This window comes from Streptomyces filipinensis, from assembly GCF_014649495.1.
Classification (GTDB): Bacteria; Actinomycetota; Actinomycetes; order Streptomycetales; family Streptomycetaceae; genus Streptomyces; species Streptomyces filipinensis.
The window spans coordinates 250,638-266,128 of the sequence record NZ_BMTD01000009.1; the positions used below are offsets into that span (position 1 = coordinate 250,638).

Genomic DNA, 15,491 nt, shown 5'->3' on the forward strand with positions numbered 1-15,491 from the left:
CGCTGGTCCCGCCGCTGATGCGCGGCGGGACCGGCGAAAAATGTCGCTTCCGTGGAAGCGATGTCGGGACGGTGAGTCCTCAGGTGTTCATCTTGGTCATGGTGCTTCATCTCCTTTCTCTGCCGTCGTTTCCCGGGTGGTCGTTTCCGGGTTTCTCAGCTGTTCACCTTGGTCATGTCACGCTCCTTACTTCTCGCTGCCACCGGCGTTTCCGGCGATGTCCCAGACGCTACGAGAGCCCGTGCCCGCCGGTCCAGAGCCGGCCGGTGGCAACAAATGACCTGGCCACTCCTGCGCAGTGTCCATGCGGTCAGGCAACTACTGGCCACCGTGCGGGCATGGCATTGCGGGAAAGGACTCGCCTAGCGTTCAGGAATTCCCAGCCGAATCCACAGGACAGTTCGTAATGACGACGCTTCCCGAACGACCCAGATACCTGTTCATCCGCATACTGGAGGCCTGTAACGCGGGCTGTTTCATGTGCGATTTCGCCCACTCCCGGGATACCTACCGGTTCACGAACGAGGACCTTTCCGAGCTGGTTCCGAAGGCTCTCGAAGAGGGGGTCCGCTACCTTCGCTTCACCGGCGGCGAGCCGCTGATGCACCGGGAGATCCTGCCCATGGTGCGCACCGCCGCCGAGGCCGGCCTGCAGGTCAGCCTCATCACCAACGGCATGCTGCTGCCCCGGATGGCCGACGCGCTCGCCGAGGCCGGCCTGTCGCTGGTCGTCGTCAGCATCGACGGCATGGACGCGAAGAGCCACGACCTCTTCCGGGACGCCAGGAACTGCTTCGACCGGGCCGTGGAGGGCCTGAAGCTGGCCAAGTCCCTGGGAATCATGTGCCGCGTCAACAGCGTGGTCGGGCCGCACAACTACCGCGAGATGCCCGAACTGCAGGAGTTCCTGGCGGACCTGGGCGTCGACCAGTGGGACCTGTCCGCGCTCAAGCTGTCCCAGATGCCCACCTATCCCGACGAGGACGACGTACGCCGCGTCGGGGAGCGCATCTACGCACACGAGCGGCTGCGGCCCATGGGAAAGCGGTGGTACGGGGAGACCGCCGAGGAGCAGCACCGCTACTTCGCGCAGGGCGTGACGCCCCGGGTCTCCCAGGACCGCTGCTTCGCCGCCGAGGACGTCGTCTACCTGGACGCCAAGGACGGCAGCGCCTTCGTGTGCGCGTGCCTTCCGCACCGCACGGACGGCGGCAGCAACAGCGCGCGGTTCCGTACCGGCGGTGTCGTCGACCTCGGCACACCGCGGCTGCGCGAGATGCAGCAGCACTTCGCGGCGCACGGCCCCGCCTCGTGCACCGGCTGCAACGCGGCGTCCGCCCGCTACAGCGATGTCGTGGCGGCCGGTTCCGACGTGCCCGCCTGGGCCTACTGACGCCCACCGACCGGTCCACCCGGCCCCTTCCCCGGTTCACGACTCATTCCCGGTTCAAAGGAGACACGCAATGTCCGTCATGACGGCCGCCCCCCGCGCCGCTCTCTCAGCCGCCGCGGTGTCGGCGCTGCTCGGCAACTTCACCCCCGTCGACGCCGGCGTCCTCGCCGAACTTCCCGCGGAGACGGTCGAGGAACACGCGAGGGACCTGCTCAAGCGCCTCCACGTGGCCGCCGAGATCACCGCCCCGGGCCGCGGAGCCGCCCTGATCGAGGAGGTCCTCGCCGCGGACCCCGACGAGGAGCGGCTCCTCAACTGCCTCGACGCGATCCTGGAGTTCGGCCGTCTGCCGGAGGACCTGAGCGCCGACGAGGCCGAGAAGGCGGCACGCGCGGAGATCCGCCAGGAGGTGCTGCACTTCGACCGGATCATGGACCTGGAGTCGCTGCGCGAGGGCCGGATCACCATCAAGGCCCGGCGCGACCTGCTGCACGGCGGCACGCTGGGCGCCGCCGAGCGCCTGCTCGTCCTGCTCCAGGAACGGCTCATGATGCGCGGGGCGCGCCCGCTGCACTGGCAGGACCTGTCCTCCGTGGAGCAGAAGCTCGTCTCGGCCAGCGGTGACGGCGCCCGCCTGGAGCGCAGTCAGTACCCGGTCGCGGTCGCCTGTGCCGCCGGCGCCGACAGCGCGCAGGCCGCCGACGTCCTGGCGGCGCTGGAGCGCAACCTGGTGCGCCACCCCATGCCGGTGTCGCTGGGCCTGCTGGACTACGCCGCCTTCGTCGAGGGCGCCGCCCCGGCGTCCGTGATCGCCTCGACGCTCCATCTGACCGAGGACGGCGAGGTGCTCGCCGACATCTGGGCGGCCGGCAGCGGCTCGTGGGCCGTCCTGACCCGGGACGGATTCCGGCAGCGGGTGGTCGACCAGGGCACCCTCCAGGCGCAGTCCCTGGGGCAGGACCGGACCCGCCTGGCGCACGCCACGGTCACGATGCCGGAAGGCGCCTGGCTGCTGCTCACCACCGAGCCCGGCATCGGTGCGCTGGCGAACCTCGCCGACGAGCTGAACCGGCCCGGCCGCACCGGCCGCGTCGACCTCGGCTCCAGCCTGGGCCGGCTGTGCGGCGACGCCCCGTACGCCCTGGGCAAGAGCGGGGCGCTGACCCGCCTGGCCCAGCCCACCTCGCGCGACTACGACGACACGCTGCGGGAGTTCGCCGGCTCGCTCCTCGACGGCGCGAGCGGCCTGCACCTGTCCATCGAGTGCGGCCATGTGCACGCCGACCGCGAGATGGGGCCCGCGCAGCTGCGCGGCCTCGACCTCGGCGCCCGGTTCGTCGAGCTCCTCGGCGACGCGGCCGAGCGCGGCGCCACGCCGCTGTCCGTCGACGTGGCCGCGATGGTCGACGACGACCACGTCCTCAACCGCTTCGCCTTCGGCCGCTACCGAGAGCTGTTCGCCGAGCGGAACATCCCCGTGGACGACCTCATCCTGGAGTCCAGCCCGCTGCCCCGCGCCGTCGCGCACGACGTGCTGCGGCGCGCGCTCCAGCGGGACGGCCAGGGCTACCGGCTGAACCAGGTGGGCGGCAACCTCTACCTGGAGGCACCGGACCTGCGCCTGGAGCTGATCGAGGACCTGCACGGCGAGATGCGCAACGGCTGCGTCCTCTTCGAGGTCGGACTCGTCATGTACCGCGCGGCCCGCGAGCAGCTGACCGACGTGTTCTGGCAGGAGACCGGCGCCGAGCGGGACGACCTGCACGGACGCATGGCAGCGGCGTACGACGCCGCCCCGGACCCCCTCACACGTGAGCAGCTGCGCACCGGGTTCGAGCGGATGTACGACGACCCGTGGACCAAGGTGGTCGACGAGCCCGGCCGCACCCCCTTCCTCGACGCCTACACGGAGGTCCTCACCGCACGCTTCCACCGGGGCGAGACCACCGCGGTCTTCAACGTCATCGAGGACTACTACCGCCCGCAGCAGGAGAAGGTGGTCCGGCTCGCCGAGCTGCTCGACATCCCGCTTCCGCTGCACGCCCTCTTCTTCGGCCCCTACAGCCGCGGTGTGGAGCGCCTGGCCGCCGGGACGGGGTGCGCGCCGTGCAACTGACCGCCACCCCCCGGGCGCGCACCCCCGAGGCCGCCCTCGCCGACCCGGCGCTGGCCGTCAACGGCGGACCCCGCGCCGTCACCGCGACACCGGCCCCGCCGCTGGTGGACCGGGCCGCGCTGGCCGACGACATCGGCCGGATCATGCGGGAGGACCGGGCCTTCGTCTGGTACGGCGGGCCCCGCCAGAAGGCCTTCGAGGGCGCCTTCGCCGAACTGGTCGGAGCCCGGCACGGGGTGATGTGCTCCTCGGGCACCGCGGCGCTGCAGCTCCTGCTGCACGCGGCGGGGGTCCGGCGCGGCAGCGTCGTCGCCGTACCGGACTTCACCTTCCACTCGGTCCTCAGCTGCGTGCTGTCCATGGGAGCCGTACCGTTCCTGATGGCGGTCGACGCGCAGACCCTGATGACCGACGTGGACCGGGCGGTGGCCGAGGTCCCCCGGGGCGCGGTCCTGGTCGCCGTGCACGCCACCGGGCGCGCCCTCGACGTGCCGCGCCTCCTCGCCGAGCGGCCGGACCTCACCGTGGTGGAGGACACCGCCGACGCCCAGGCCACGCTGCTGCGGGGCAGGCAGGTCGGCACGGACGGGCTCGGCGCCTGCTGGTCGTTCACCACCTCGCACAACGAGGTGCACACCGCCGGCGTGGCCGGGATGGTCACCACCGACGACCGGCAGCTCGCCGACCGGCTGCGCCGCCTCGCCCACTACGGCAAGGAGCACCGCAGCGTCCACCCCGGCACCCCGCTCAACCCGATGCCCGCGGAACCCGGCTACAACTTCATGACCACCGAGGTGGAGGCCGCGGCCGGACTCGCGGCGGCCCGGGTGGCCCCGCAGGCCTGGGAGCGCCGCCGTACGGCGGGACGCGACCTGGCCGGGCACCTGGCGGCGCTGGACCTGAGCCCCGTGCCCGAACCCGCGGACAGCACCCAGAACTTCTACGACGTGCTGTTCCGGCCCGGCCCGCAGTGGACCGCGCACGAGGAACGCCTGCTGGACGCCCTCGTGGCCGAGGGCTGCCCGGCCTGGTCGTACCACACGCTCTCCCAGTTCCCCTGGGTCGCCGCCGAGTTGGGCGCGCTCGGGGTGTGGGGCGAGCGGGAACGCCGTATCGCCGAGGACGCCGACGCCCTCGGCCCGGTCCTCGGCATCCGCCCCGCGCCCGGCGAGGCCAGGACGCGAGCCGTCGCCGAAGGCGCGGCGAAGATCTTCAGGGAGGGGAACACGTGACGACCGCACCGTACGAAACCACCTCGGTTCAGGGCCAGTTGACGATCAGTGAGCGGATACGGCCCGATGAGGCGGAGCTCTTCCGATCGCTGCTGCTCGACTCGCTGCCGACCCACTACGACGAGGTCGACGCCTCCTTCCCCGACTCGATCGTGGACACCGCGACGGCCGGGACCGACCGCCACGGCTACTTCACCCGGACCAAGCGGCTGTTCGTCGGCCGCGTGGACGGACGCACCCAGGCCTTCACCGTCGCCTCCTACAAGCGGGGCGGCGCGGTGAAGATGGGCCCCACGGTGGTCCTTCCGGAACTCAGGCGCACCGGCCTCGGCACCGCCTTCCGACGGCTGGTGGAGGACCGCATCCTCGACGACCAGCACATCCGCAAGCTCTACCTCACCGTGACCTCGGGCAACACCCGGACCCTGCTGTTCAACCTCGGACTGGGCTACCAGGTCGAGGGCGTCCTGGCCGGCCAGTACCGCAAGGGTTCGTCCGAGCTGGTCCTCGGCAAGGTCGTACGCGGCGGACGGCTGAGCGACCTGCCGTACGGGCGGCGGCTGGCCCCGGCGCCCGCGGGCGGCGTGGAGGTCAGCGAGACCCCGCCCGGCGCCCAGGAGCTGGAGGCCTATCTGACCCCCCGGATGCGGGAGGGGTTCGCCGGCATCGACGGCACCTTCGTGCACTCGATCCTCGACGCGCTGTCCGAGGACCGGCAGACCTACGCCTGCAAGGGCAAACGCCTGCTCGTGGCCCGGCAGCCGGACGGCGCGCTGTGCGGCGCGGCCGTCCTGGTGCCCAAGCGGGGCGGCGCGGCGAAGATCTCCCCGCTGGTCGCGGACCACCAGGGTGCCCTCCTGGAACTCGTCGAGCACGCCGTGCACGCGGCCCGGCAGATGGGACGGCACCGGCTGTACGCGATCGTCCCCGAGCTGGAGCGCGACACCGTGGAGCGGCTCACCGCGCACGGCTTCCACCTGGAGGCACAGCTGCGGGAGGCGTACAAGGCCGGGGTGGACTCCTTCGTGCTGGGGAGGACCCTGTGACCAGCGGCCCCGCCCCCGAGCTGCCGTTCGCGTCCGGGAACGCCACCAAGGTGGCCAGGATCCAGTCGCTGGCGGGTCCCGGCTGGCGCGTCACGGGCTACGACCCCGGCGATGCCGAGGAACGCGCCGAGCCCGGATACCGCAGTGCCGCCGTGGCCAAGGCCACCGCCGTCGGTCTGCGCCACGGCCTGCCGTTCGCCCTGGCCCACGACTGCGGCTACGAGTTCGGCTGCCTGGACGGCGCACCCGGCGCGCTCACCCGGCGCTGGCTCGCCGCCGGCGACCCCGCGCGCCAGGTGGCCCGGCTGACGCCCGGCTCCTCGGTCACCGTGGTGCACTGCCTGGCCCTGTGGACCCCCGACGGCACCACCACCGTGCTGCGCACCGACCGGCGCACCGTCGTCGACGACCCGCTCGGCGCGCTGTGCTCCGACGGCCTGCCCCTCACGAACCTCGCCGCCGGCGAGCAGACGGCCCTGCGGCGGTGCCTGCACGACCTCCTGCCACTGGCCGCGGACCGGGTGACCGACCTGCTCCAGGAGGCCGTGGCGTGATCAGGACCCTGTGGAAACTACGGGACTTCCGGCGGCTGTTCTCCGCCTACACGATCACCTCCGTGGGCGACGGACTGCAGCCCGTCGCGCTGGTCTTCGTGGTGCTGGAAGCCGGCGGCACGGCCGCCGACCTCGGTCTCGTCCTCGCCGCCGGCACCATCCCGACCGTGGCGCTGAGCCTGCTGGGCGGCGTGTGGGCCGACCGGTTCGAACGACGGCGCCTGCTCGCCGTCTCCGACCTGGCCCGGGGCCTGTGCCAGGCACTGCTCGCCGTGCTCCTGCTCACCGGACACGCCACGCTGTGGGAACTGGTCCTGCTCAACGTCCTGTACGGCGTCTTCCGGTCGGTGTTCGTGCCCTCGGTGTCCGCGCTGGTTCCGCAGACCGTCGGCGACGGCGACCTCCAGGCGGCCAACTCCGTCATGGGCACCGTACGCAACGCCTGCTACCTCGCGGGTGCCCCGCTCGCCGGCATCATCGTGGCCCTGCTCGACGCCGGCGTGGTCGTCGCCCTGGACGGAGTCTCGTTCTTCCTCAGCGCCGCCTGCGTGCTGCGCATGACCGTCCGCTCGCGGCCGGACTCCGGTGCGGGGCGCGGCTCGATGCTGCGCGACCTGCGCGGCGGCTGGCAGGAAGTGCGCTCCCGGCGCTGGCTGCTCGCGGAGCTGCTGCGCTCCGCGCTCGAACTCCCGCTGGCCGTCGCCCCGTTCTTCCTGCTCGGCCCGGTCGTCGCACAGGACCGCCTCGGCGGTGCTCCCGCGTGGGCCGCCATCAGCACCGCGTTCCTCGTGGGCACCCTGCTCGGCCCGGCGATCGCCGCCCGGTACCGGCCCCGCCGGCCGATGCTGGTGTGCACCGCGATCATGTACACGGGCGTGCTGCCGCCCCTTCTGCTCGGCCTGACCGACTGGACCGCGGCGATCGTGGCGGCCGAACTCGTCAAGGGCTGCGCCGTCGGCTTCTTCGGCACGGTGTGGTCCACCCTGCTGCAACGCCATGTCCCCGACGAGGCCCGCGGCCGGGTCAGCGCCTGGGACTTCACCCTGACCAGCGGACTGACGCCGGTCGGCTATCTGCTGGCCGCCCCCCTGACGGCCATGTTCGGAACGGAGGCTCTTCTGGTGTTCGGTGCGGCATGGGTGGCCCTGGGGGTGACCGGTCAGCTCTGCGTGCGCCAGGTGCGCACCCTGCGCGACGGCGCGGACGAGCCGGCCACGGCGTCCGCGCCCGAGACCCCCGTCGGCGAACCCGTCCTCGTGGCCCAGGCAACGGAGAACTGACATGACCGTACTCGCCCCGGCACACCCCGCCGGCCCCGCACGGCCGCTCGCGTCCCTGACGGTCTTCGTCGGAGGCCCGATCAAGGCCGGCTTCACCGACGGCACCTTCGATCCCGTGCTGCGCCACCGCGTGGACAGCGTCGTGGGCCATCTGACGGCCGCCGGCGCCCGCGTCATCAGCGCCCACCAGGAGGAAGGGTTCGCGCCGCTGCCGCCCGGGGCCCAGCAGGGCATCGTGGGACGGGACTTCGGCTGGCTGCGCCAGTGTGACATCTACGTCCCGCTGCTCCCGCTCGACCCGCAGGGCACCCTCGTGCCGTCCCTCGGGACCGGGGTCGAGGTCGGCTGGGCCACCGCCCTCGGCACCCCGGCCGTCCTCCTCGTGGAGACGGCGCGGATCGACCGCTACAGCCCGTTCCTCAGAGGACTCCCGGACGCCTTCCCCGTCCAGCTCATGGACCTCACGGAGGCGGTGGAGTCCCCCACGGCCCTCGCCGAGTGCCTGGCGGCGCTGAGGAGGACGGCATGACCGCGTCGCGGCAACGCCCCGGCCCCCGCGTGCGCATCGCACCCGTGGCCTACGGCTTCGGCCCGGTCGGCAAGGCACTGCACATCGCCCGGGCGATCCGCGCCGCCGCACCCGGCGGCCTCCACCTGGAACTGACCGCACCGGCGCACTTCGCCGCCACGGCCGAACCCGGCCTGTTCGACGCCGTCCACGACAGCGCCCCCGAGGACCGGGCCGACCTCGTCGTCTGCGTCATGAACCGGGCGGCCGCCGCCACCGCCGCGGACCGCGGCGAACGGGTCGTCTTCGTGGACTCCCTCGCCTGGCTGTGGGACGAGCCCCTGCCCGTCGGCGCCTTCTGCGACTGCTACCTCTACCAGGACCTGCCCGTCCTGCCGGTACCGGAACGCAACATCGCCCCCATGCGCGAGGCGATACCGGTCGGCGCCATCGCCGACGCGCCCGCCGCCCCGGCGCGGCCCGCCCGCCCGCCGGCCGCTCCTGCCCCGGACACCACGGTGGTCTCCATCGCCGGGGTGGAGAACTTCGAGGTCAGCGTCGCGGCCGGAAACGCCTGGTACGCCCGCCTGGTCGTCGACGCGCTTGGCGACTTCGCCCGGCGCAGGCCCGGGCAGGCACGGCAGGTGGAGGTCTTCGGCAACACCGAGGCGATCGCCTGGGCCGGCGGTCTTCCCGCCCCCCTGCGCATCGGTTCCGGCGCGCAACGGGACTTCCTGGCCGCCACCGCGGCCTCCGGCCGGACCCTCGCCTCGCCCGGCCTCACCACGATCATCGAGCTGCTCTCCACCGGGGTCCCGCTCGCTTTCCTGCCCCCGCAGAACTACTCGCAGGTGCGCATCGCCCGCGCCTTCGCCGAGACCGGGATCCCGGGGCTGAACTGGGACTCGGAGGCGCTCGACTGGCTCGCCGGGCACGACGTGCCCGAACGCGTCGGCTCCCAGATCGTCCGCAACACCGTCGCGGAGTCCTATGCCTCCGGGCGGACCCCGGACCCCGACGCCTTCGACGCGCTGCTCCTGGAGCGCACCGCGCCCCTGCCACAGGACCGGGTCACGCGGCTGCTCGGGGCACTGGACGGTGCCGCGGACGTGGCGAAGGCGGTCCTGGCACGGCTGTAGCCCGGCTCAGAGGGCGAACGCGTCCCGGTCGTCACCGTCGTCGAGGAAGCGCGAGCGCATCGCGAGGGCACCGGCCTGGAACCGGCTCTCGGCCCCCATGTCCCGCATGATGTTGCTGATGTGCCGACGGCAGGTCCGCAGCGACATCCCCAGCTTCCGGGCGACCACCTCGTCCTTCGCGCCGGTGGCCATCAGCCGCAGGATGGACAGCCGCAGCTGGTCGGACACGCCGTCGTACCCCTCCGCCTCGACCTCGAAGGGAGTGGCACCGCTCCACATCTGCTCGAAGACGCCGTAGAGGAACGCCACGAGGTTCGGCTCGCGCACGATGGCCGCCGGGGGCACGCCCTCCGCCTGACGAGGCCCCGGCACGAAGGCGACCTTGCGATCGAAGATCAGCAGACGCTGCGAGATCTCGTCGACGGTACGCACCTCGGCCCCGGCCTCGCTGATGGCACGCACGTACGACCGGGTGTGCAGATTGGCCCGCGCCGGATGCTGGTACAGCACGCGCATGTGCACCCCGCTGCCCAGGATCGCGAGATCCCGGGGCAGCGCCTCGGCGAGCGTCTCCGCCGGCCGGGCACCGCCGGGCTGCACGGTGACCAGGTCCTCGCGGCAGTCCCGGGCCGCCGCGTCCAGCATCCGCCCGATGTCGGAGGGATCGTTGACGACGTCGATCACCGACTCCGTCCCCTGGGCGCGCCGCCCCTCCAGGTACAAGGGCATCAGGGACACCAGCTGGCTGCGCAGCTGGGAGATCAGCCGCTGCTGGCGCTGCACCATCGCCTCCGCGGGGCCGGTCAGCTGGGCCGCGGCGACCTGCGGATTCGAGGGACGAAGGCGCGCCGGGTCCGCGGTGTCGGCATGCAGCAGCCTGAGCCGGACCAGCGTGTCGCGCGCCGCGACCAGCTGGTCGCGGCGCAGCGCGCACTGGTCGATGAGCGCGTCCTCGTCGAACGAGCCCAGGACCAGCGTCTGCTGATACACGCGAGCAGAGGTCTCGTCGAGGGTGAACGCTTCCAGTTCATCCGGATCGTTCTGTTCCATCTGTCCGTAAATATTCATGTGCCCTTGTGGTCAGGCAACTTTAAGCCACCGGTAAACGATGGATTCCAGTCCCCCTCGGCAGCAAAGTGACGTCTGTCGCCGTAACCGGCCGCTCCGCACCGACGGCCCACGGCGCACGGACCACTGGAGGGGAAACCATGAAGAAGCTTCTGACGACCGTTCTCACCGCGGTGACCTGCGCGCTCGCCCTGCTCGGCGCGGCGGGCCACGGCGCGGTCCCGAGCCGGTCCGCCGCGCACACCGTCGCGTCGGACACCGGCTGGAACGCGGTCGCGCGGACCTCCGTGGGCCACTGACCGAGAACAGACCGGCGTCGCGCCTGTCCGAAACCCACAAGGCCCCTCCTGCCACCGAGAGGTGACGGGAGGGGCCTTGGGCTGGTCCTGGGCGCGCACGGGCCGGTCCGCTACTGGTCGTCCCGGTCCGCCGACTCCTCTTCCGCCTGCTTCGCCTGGACCTCGGGGTCCAGGACCGAGGTGCCGCTGCCGTCCACCGAGCCGAGCCGGCCACCCGACTCGGGCACCTCCGTCGCGGCCGGCGGTTCGACCAGCCAGTCGGGGTTGGCCTGCTTGTCCCACCACTTCCAGGCCGCGAAGGCACCACCGGTCAGCACGGTCAGCAGCGCCAGCGCCTTCACCGCCCGGCCGGCCCTGGAGCGGCGCTCGTTCCTGCGGGCCAGCTTCTGGATCTCCTCCGCCGAGACATGGCCGCGCAGCGCGGCCAGGGCGGCGGCGCCGCGCGCGGCCGCCTCGTCGCGGACCGGACCGGCCGCGGCCACGGCCTGCTCGATCTTGGGACGCGAGTACTCGGCGGCGTGCCGGGCCGCCTTACGGGCGCGCACGGCGGCCTTCTGAGCCGCCAGGTCCACCTTCGGCGGCACATGCGCGAGAGCCTGTTCGAGACGCGGGGCGAGCCGGGCGTCGTACTGCACGCGGGCCTGTTCGGCGGCCTGCGAGACCACGGGCGCCAGCCGTACGCGTGCCTCCTGCGCGTAGAGCGCGGCACGCTCCTTGGCCGTGTCGGCATAGGGCGCCACCACTTCCGCGGCGTGCAGCACGCTGTCCTTTGCCGAGCCGGTCGCGGCGCGCACGCTGTCGATGCGGGTCACGGGTTCCTCCTCCTCGGTGGCGTACGGTATTTCGACTTTCCACCCTTTTACGGATCATGCCTGTCCGCGGTCCGCGCGGCATGCGAGGGCGGGCATATGGGTGCCGATCGCTCCCTTCGGCTCGATCCAGGTGATTACCGGGCAACCCGAGCCTGTCTCGACCCTGCCACGAATCACCGCCCGGCGCCGCGTTCCGGGCGGAACTCGTGGCTGTCGGACGACGTACGAGCCGGGTCGTGCGAGGATCGGGGCATCACAGGAAGACAACGGAAGGCAGATCGTGGCCGAGCAGCTTTACGCCACCCTGAAGACCAACCACGGTGACATCGTGGTCCAGCTTTTCCCGAACCACGCGCCCGAGACGGTCAAGAACTTCGTCGAGCTGGCCCAGGGCGAGCGCGAGTGGACGCACCCCGGCACGGGTGAGAAGAGCAAGACCCCGCTCTACGACGGCACGATCTTCCACCGTGTCATCAGCGGCTTCATGATCCAGGGCGGCGACCCGCTGGGCAGCGGCATCGGCGGCCCCGGCTACAAGTTCGGGGACGAGTTCCACCCCGACCTGTCCTTCAACAAGCCCTACCTGCTCGCCATGGCCAACGCCGGCCCGGGCACCAACGGCTCGCAGTTCTTCATCACCGTCGCCCCGACGACGTGGCTGAACCGCAAGCACACCATCTTCGGCGAGGTCACCGACGCGGCCAGCCAGAAGGTCGTCGACGCCATCGCCGGCCTGCCCACCGGCCGCAACGACCGCCCGGCCAAGGACGTCGTCATCGAGTCGGTCGTCGTCGAGAAGCGCGAGGGCTGAGCCCCCCACCGCACCCTGGCCGGTACATCCCGCAGGGAACCAATCGCCCCGCTCGTCCGTACCAAGGATGAGCGGGGCGGGGCATTGCCGGGGGCAGCACCACGACGAGCAAGGGGATCAGATGGAAGAGGCCGCACCCGGCACGCACGAGGCCCACGACGTGCCCGTGTGCTACCGCCACCCGGACCGCGAGACCGGCGTGCGCTGCACCCGCTGTGAGCGCCCCATCTGTCCCGCCTGCATGGTCAGCGCCTCCGTCGGCTTCCAGTGCCCCGAGTGCGTACGCGGCGGCAGCGGCACCGGACACCCGCCGGCCGCCTCCCGGCCGCGCACGGTCGCCGGCGGCACGGTCACGGCCGACCCCCGGCTGCTCACCAAGATGCTGATCGGCGTCAACCTCGCGGTGTTCCTGGTGCAGATCGCCGTCGGCGACCGCTTCACCAACCGCTTCGAGCTGATCGGGCAGGCCTACACCCCCCTGCTCCCCGGGGTGCAGGGCATCGCCGAGGGCCAGTACTACCGCCTGCTGACCGCGATGTTCCTGCACGGCGGCTACGCCCACATCCTCTTCAACATGCTCAGCCTGTGGTGGATCGGCGGCCCCCTGGAAGCGGCCCTCGGCCGCGCCCGCTATCTCACCCTCTACTTCCTCTCGGGCCTCGCCGGCAGCGCGCTCACCTATCTGCTCGCCGCGCCCAACCAGCCCTCCCTCGGCGCCTCCGGGGCGATCTTCGGCCTCTTCGGCGCGACCGGCGTGCTGATGCGCCGGCTCAACTACGACCTGCGCCCGCTCGTCGCCCTGCTGGTGATCAACCTGATCATCACCTTCAGCCCGGGCTTCAACATCGCCTGGCAGGCCCACATCGGCGGCCTCGTCGCCGGAGTCGCCGTCGGCTACGCGATGATCCACGCCCCGCGCGAGAGACGGACCCTGGTGCAGTACGGCGCCTGTGCGGTCGTCCTCGCGGTCGTGGTGGTTCTCACGCTGGTCAGGACCGCACAGCTCACCTGATACCGAACCGTTGTCCACAGCGCGTGGCGGATCTTGTGCACCCCGTGCGGACACAGCTGCGCCCCCTGTCGCTCGGATGCGTTTCCGCAGCTCAGGCAGGGGGCGAACAGATGTATGGGGGACGGTGGGCCAGTCACACCGGCGTCAACGCCCGAGGAGTTATCCACAGATGGTCGTTCTTTTTCCCCATGTGGAAAACGGCTGTGGATAACTCAGTGGATAGCCCTGGGCAGAGGTGTCCGCAGGGGCCGCAGCGGTGCCGCGGCGGCGCCGACGAGGGCTACTACGAGGGCTACTTCCACTGCGTGGAGACACCGAAGCCGGCGGCGATGAAGCCGAACCCGATCACGATGTTCCAGTTGTCCAGCGCGTCGATGGGCAAGGAGCCGTCGGTCACGTAGAAGACGACGATCCAGGCCAGGCCGATGACGAACATGGCCAGCATGACAGGGGCGACCCAGCCACGGCTGTTCAGCTTGATCGCCTGCGCCTGCCTCGCCGGCGGCGGCGTGTAGTCGGCCTTCTTGCGGATACGTGACTTCGGCACGAGGGTCTCTCCTGTCGATGCGCTGCGTGGCCGCGCAGGGAACTGGGTCAGGGCTCGGGGCAGCGTACAAGGGGCCAACATGACGACTCTGTGTGCTCCCCCGGGCGTCCGTTAGCGTAGTGCTTCCGCGGCGCCGAAGGAGATAAGGGTACGTTGAGCAATTCTGCCGACTCCTCCAGCACAGAGGCAACGGGCTCCGGCCCCGGCCGCCGCCGGCGTTTCCGCCCGGTGCGGGTCCTCACCGCGGCCGTCTTCGCCCTGGCGGGCCTCATCTTCTTCACCAGCTTCAACACGGCCAAGGGCACCGACATCCGGCAGGACGGCTCCCTGCTGAAGCTGTCCGACCTGATCCAGCAGCGCAGCCGTAAGAACAAGGAGCTGGACGAGTCCAACGCGGCCCTGCGCGGCAGCGTGGAGTCCCTCGCCGAGAGCGACGACGGCAGCACCAAGGCGCAGGACAAGAAGCTGAACGGGCTGGAGAGGAACGCCGGGACCCAGCAGCTCACCGGCCGGGCCGTCACCGTCACCCTCAACGACGCCCCGCCCAACGCCACGGCCAAGCTCCCCGGCTATCCCGAGCCGCAGCCCGACTATCTGGTCATCCACCAGCAGGATCTGCAGGCCGTGGTGAACGCGCTCTGGCAGGGCGGCGCCCAGGGCATCAAGGTCATGGACCAGCGGCTGATCTCCACCAGCGCCGTGCGCTGCGTCGGCAACACGCTGATCCTCCAGGGCCGCGTCTACTCCCCGCCGTACAAGATCACCGCGGTCGGGGACCCGGACAGGCTGCAGCAGGCGCTCGCGGCGAGCAAGGCGATCCAGACCTACATGGTGTACGTCAATGTCTACGGCCTCGGCTGGAAAGTCACCGACGACGGGACGGTGACTCTTCCCGGCTACTCCGGCACAGTGGATCTGCACTACGCGAAGCCCGTGCAGTAGGTCCCTTCCCAGGAGCCGCCGGTGCGCGTGATCGTCCGGACCGTCAGCGAGCTGTGCATCACCGTCGGCACCCTGATCGTGCTCTTCGTCGCCTACGTACTGTTCTGGACGGGCGTGCGGGCCGAGGGCGCCATGAACGACCAGATCGACCAGCTGCACCGGCAGTGGTCGAACGGGAACGTCCGGGCCGCGGCCGGTGCCCCGGCGGCGGCGCCGAAGCCGGCGGCGTACCACTACGGCAGACCCTTCGCGATCATGTACATCCCGCGGCTCGGTTTCACGTGGAACAAGCCGGTCCTGGAGGGCACCGGACGGGACGTGTTGGCGAAGGGGCTCGCCCACTATCAGGGCACCGCTCGGCTCGGCGAGGAGGGCAACTTCGCGGTGGCCGGTCACCGGCGGACGTACGGCGATCCGTTCGAGGACTTCCCACGGCTGCGGCCCGGGGACGCGGTCGTGCTCACGGACGGGACGACCTGGTTCACGTATCGGATCGACAAAGGGCCCTACAAAACCGTGCCGACGGACGTTGAGGTGATCGACCCTGTGCCACGTAAGTCCGGGTACACGCGTCCGGGCCGGTATCTGACGCTGACCACCTGCGATCCGGAATGGGGGCACAGTCACCGTCTGATCGTCTGGGCGCACCTGGACTCCACACAGTCCGTGGAGGCAGGCGAACCGAGGGCTCTGCGCCGTTAGTCTGGTGGCGTACGGCGTGAGTCCGGTGCC

Annotated in this window: 16 protein-coding genes; 13 read left to right on the forward strand and 3 right to left on the reverse strand. The window is 71.4% G+C overall.

The window, feature by feature from the left end; translation table 11 throughout:
• Nucleotides 1–406: 406 nt before the first annotated feature.
• The 8 genes from blsE (at nt 407) to IE244_RS21660 (ending at nt 9,268) form a co-directional block, all read left to right on the forward strand.
• A complete protein-coding gene (gene blsE / locus IE244_RS21625) occupies nt 407–1,393 on the forward strand; it encodes a cytosylglucuronate decarboxylase (protein WP_191875185.1) in 987 nt (328 codons plus the stop codon).
• 70 nt (nt 1,394–1,463) lie between these two features.
• Nucleotides 1,464–3,509, forward strand: coding sequence for a hypothetical protein (locus tag IE244_RS21630; RefSeq protein ID WP_191875186.1), 2,046 nt, complete (start codon nt 1,464–1,466; stop codon nt 3,507–3,509).
• Complete coding sequence (locus IE244_RS21635) at nt 3,500–4,741, forward strand: aminotransferase class I/II-fold pyridoxal phosphate-dependent enzyme (protein WP_191875187.1); 1,242 nt, start codon at nt 3,500–3,502, stop codon at nt 4,739–4,741. The genes IE244_RS21630 and IE244_RS21635 overlap by 10 nt, the downstream gene beginning before the upstream one ends.
• Complete coding sequence (locus tag IE244_RS21640; protein WP_191875188.1) at nt 4,738–5,787, forward strand: GNAT family N-acetyltransferase; 1,050 nt, start codon at nt 4,738–4,740, stop codon at nt 5,785–5,787. The genes IE244_RS21635 and IE244_RS21640 overlap by 4 nt, the downstream gene beginning before the upstream one ends.
• On the forward strand, nt 5,784–6,341 hold the full coding sequence (locus IE244_RS21645) for a non-canonical purine NTP pyrophosphatase (protein WP_191875189.1): 558 nt from the start codon (nt 5,784–5,786) through the stop codon (nt 6,339–6,341). The genes IE244_RS21640 and IE244_RS21645 overlap by 4 nt, the downstream gene beginning before the upstream one ends.
• Nucleotides 6,338–7,621: an MFS transporter gene (locus IE244_RS21650; RefSeq protein ID WP_191875190.1), complete on the forward strand. Its 1,284-nt coding sequence runs from the start codon at nt 6,338–6,340 to the stop codon at nt 7,619–7,621. Before IE244_RS21645 ends, IE244_RS21650 begins: the two co-directional genes overlap by 4 nt.
• Nucleotide 7,622: 1 nt before the next feature.
• Nucleotides 7,623–8,150 carry a nucleoside 2-deoxyribosyltransferase gene (locus IE244_RS21655; protein ID WP_191875191.1) on the forward strand — a complete coding sequence of 176 codons (528 nt, stop codon included), beginning with the start codon at nt 7,623–7,625 and terminating at the stop codon, nt 8,148–8,150.
• Complete coding sequence (locus IE244_RS21660) at nt 8,147–9,268, forward strand: hypothetical protein (RefSeq protein WP_191875192.1); 1,122 nt, start codon at nt 8,147–8,149, stop codon at nt 9,266–9,268. Before IE244_RS21655 ends, IE244_RS21660 begins: the two co-directional genes overlap by 4 nt.
• A 6-nt stretch (nt 9,269–9,274) precedes the next feature.
• Here IE244_RS21660 and IE244_RS21665 read toward each other — a convergent pair whose 3' ends face one another.
• Nucleotides 9,275–10,318 (reverse strand): helix-turn-helix transcriptional regulator, encoded by a 1,044-nt coding sequence (locus IE244_RS21665; RefSeq protein ID WP_191875193.1) that lies wholly within the window; start codon nt 10,316–10,318, stop codon nt 9,275–9,277.
• Between the two features lie 158 nt (nt 10,319–10,476).
• Between IE244_RS21665 and IE244_RS21670 the strand changes: the two genes are divergently transcribed.
• Nucleotides 10,477–10,635 carry a hypothetical protein gene (locus IE244_RS21670; protein ID WP_191875194.1) on the forward strand — a complete coding sequence of 53 codons (159 nt, stop codon included), beginning with the start codon at nt 10,477–10,479 and terminating at the stop codon, nt 10,633–10,635.
• Nucleotides 10,636–10,745: 110 nt separating this feature from the next.
• Here the strand turns inward: IE244_RS21670 and IE244_RS21675 are convergent, their stop codons facing one another.
• Entirely contained in the window at nt 10,746–11,447 is a 702-nt protein-coding gene (locus IE244_RS21675) for a DUF5324 family protein (RefSeq protein ID WP_191875195.1), read from the reverse strand.
• A gap of 280 nt (nt 11,448–11,727) precedes the next feature.
• On the opposite strand from IE244_RS21675, the gene IE244_RS21680 reads away from it, so the two are divergent.
• Both IE244_RS21680 and IE244_RS21685 read left to right on the forward strand, forming a co-directional pair.
• The gene (locus IE244_RS21680) at nt 11,728–12,258 is read left to right on the forward strand and encodes a peptidylprolyl isomerase (protein ID WP_191875196.1); all 531 of its coding nucleotides are present in this window, start codon (nt 11,728–11,730) and stop codon (nt 12,256–12,258) included.
• Between the two features lie 121 nt (nt 12,259–12,379).
• Nucleotides 12,380–13,270, forward strand: a complete 891-nt coding sequence (locus IE244_RS21685; protein WP_191875197.1) for a rhomboid family intramembrane serine protease — start codon at nt 12,380–12,382, stop codon at nt 13,268–13,270.
• A gap of 292 nt (nt 13,271–13,562) precedes the next feature.
• Here IE244_RS21685 and crgA read toward each other — a convergent pair whose 3' ends face one another.
• On the reverse strand, nt 13,563–13,817 hold the full coding sequence (gene crgA, locus IE244_RS21690; RefSeq protein ID WP_031164269.1) for a cell division protein CrgA: 255 nt from the start codon (nt 13,815–13,817) through the stop codon (nt 13,563–13,565).
• Nucleotides 13,818–13,970: 153 nt separating this feature from the next.
• Between crgA and IE244_RS21695 the strand changes: the two genes are divergently transcribed.
• Together IE244_RS21695 and IE244_RS21700 are read left to right on the forward strand one after the other, a co-directional pair.
• Entirely contained in the window at nt 13,971–14,759 is a 789-nt protein-coding gene (locus IE244_RS21695) for a DUF881 domain-containing protein (protein ID WP_191875198.1), read from the forward strand.
• A 21-nt stretch (nt 14,760–14,780) separates the two neighbouring features.
• Nucleotides 14,781–15,461, forward strand: coding sequence for a class E sortase (locus IE244_RS21700; protein ID WP_191875199.1), 681 nt, complete (start codon nt 14,781–14,783; stop codon nt 15,459–15,461).
• Nucleotides 15,462–15,491 lie beyond the last annotated feature (30 nt).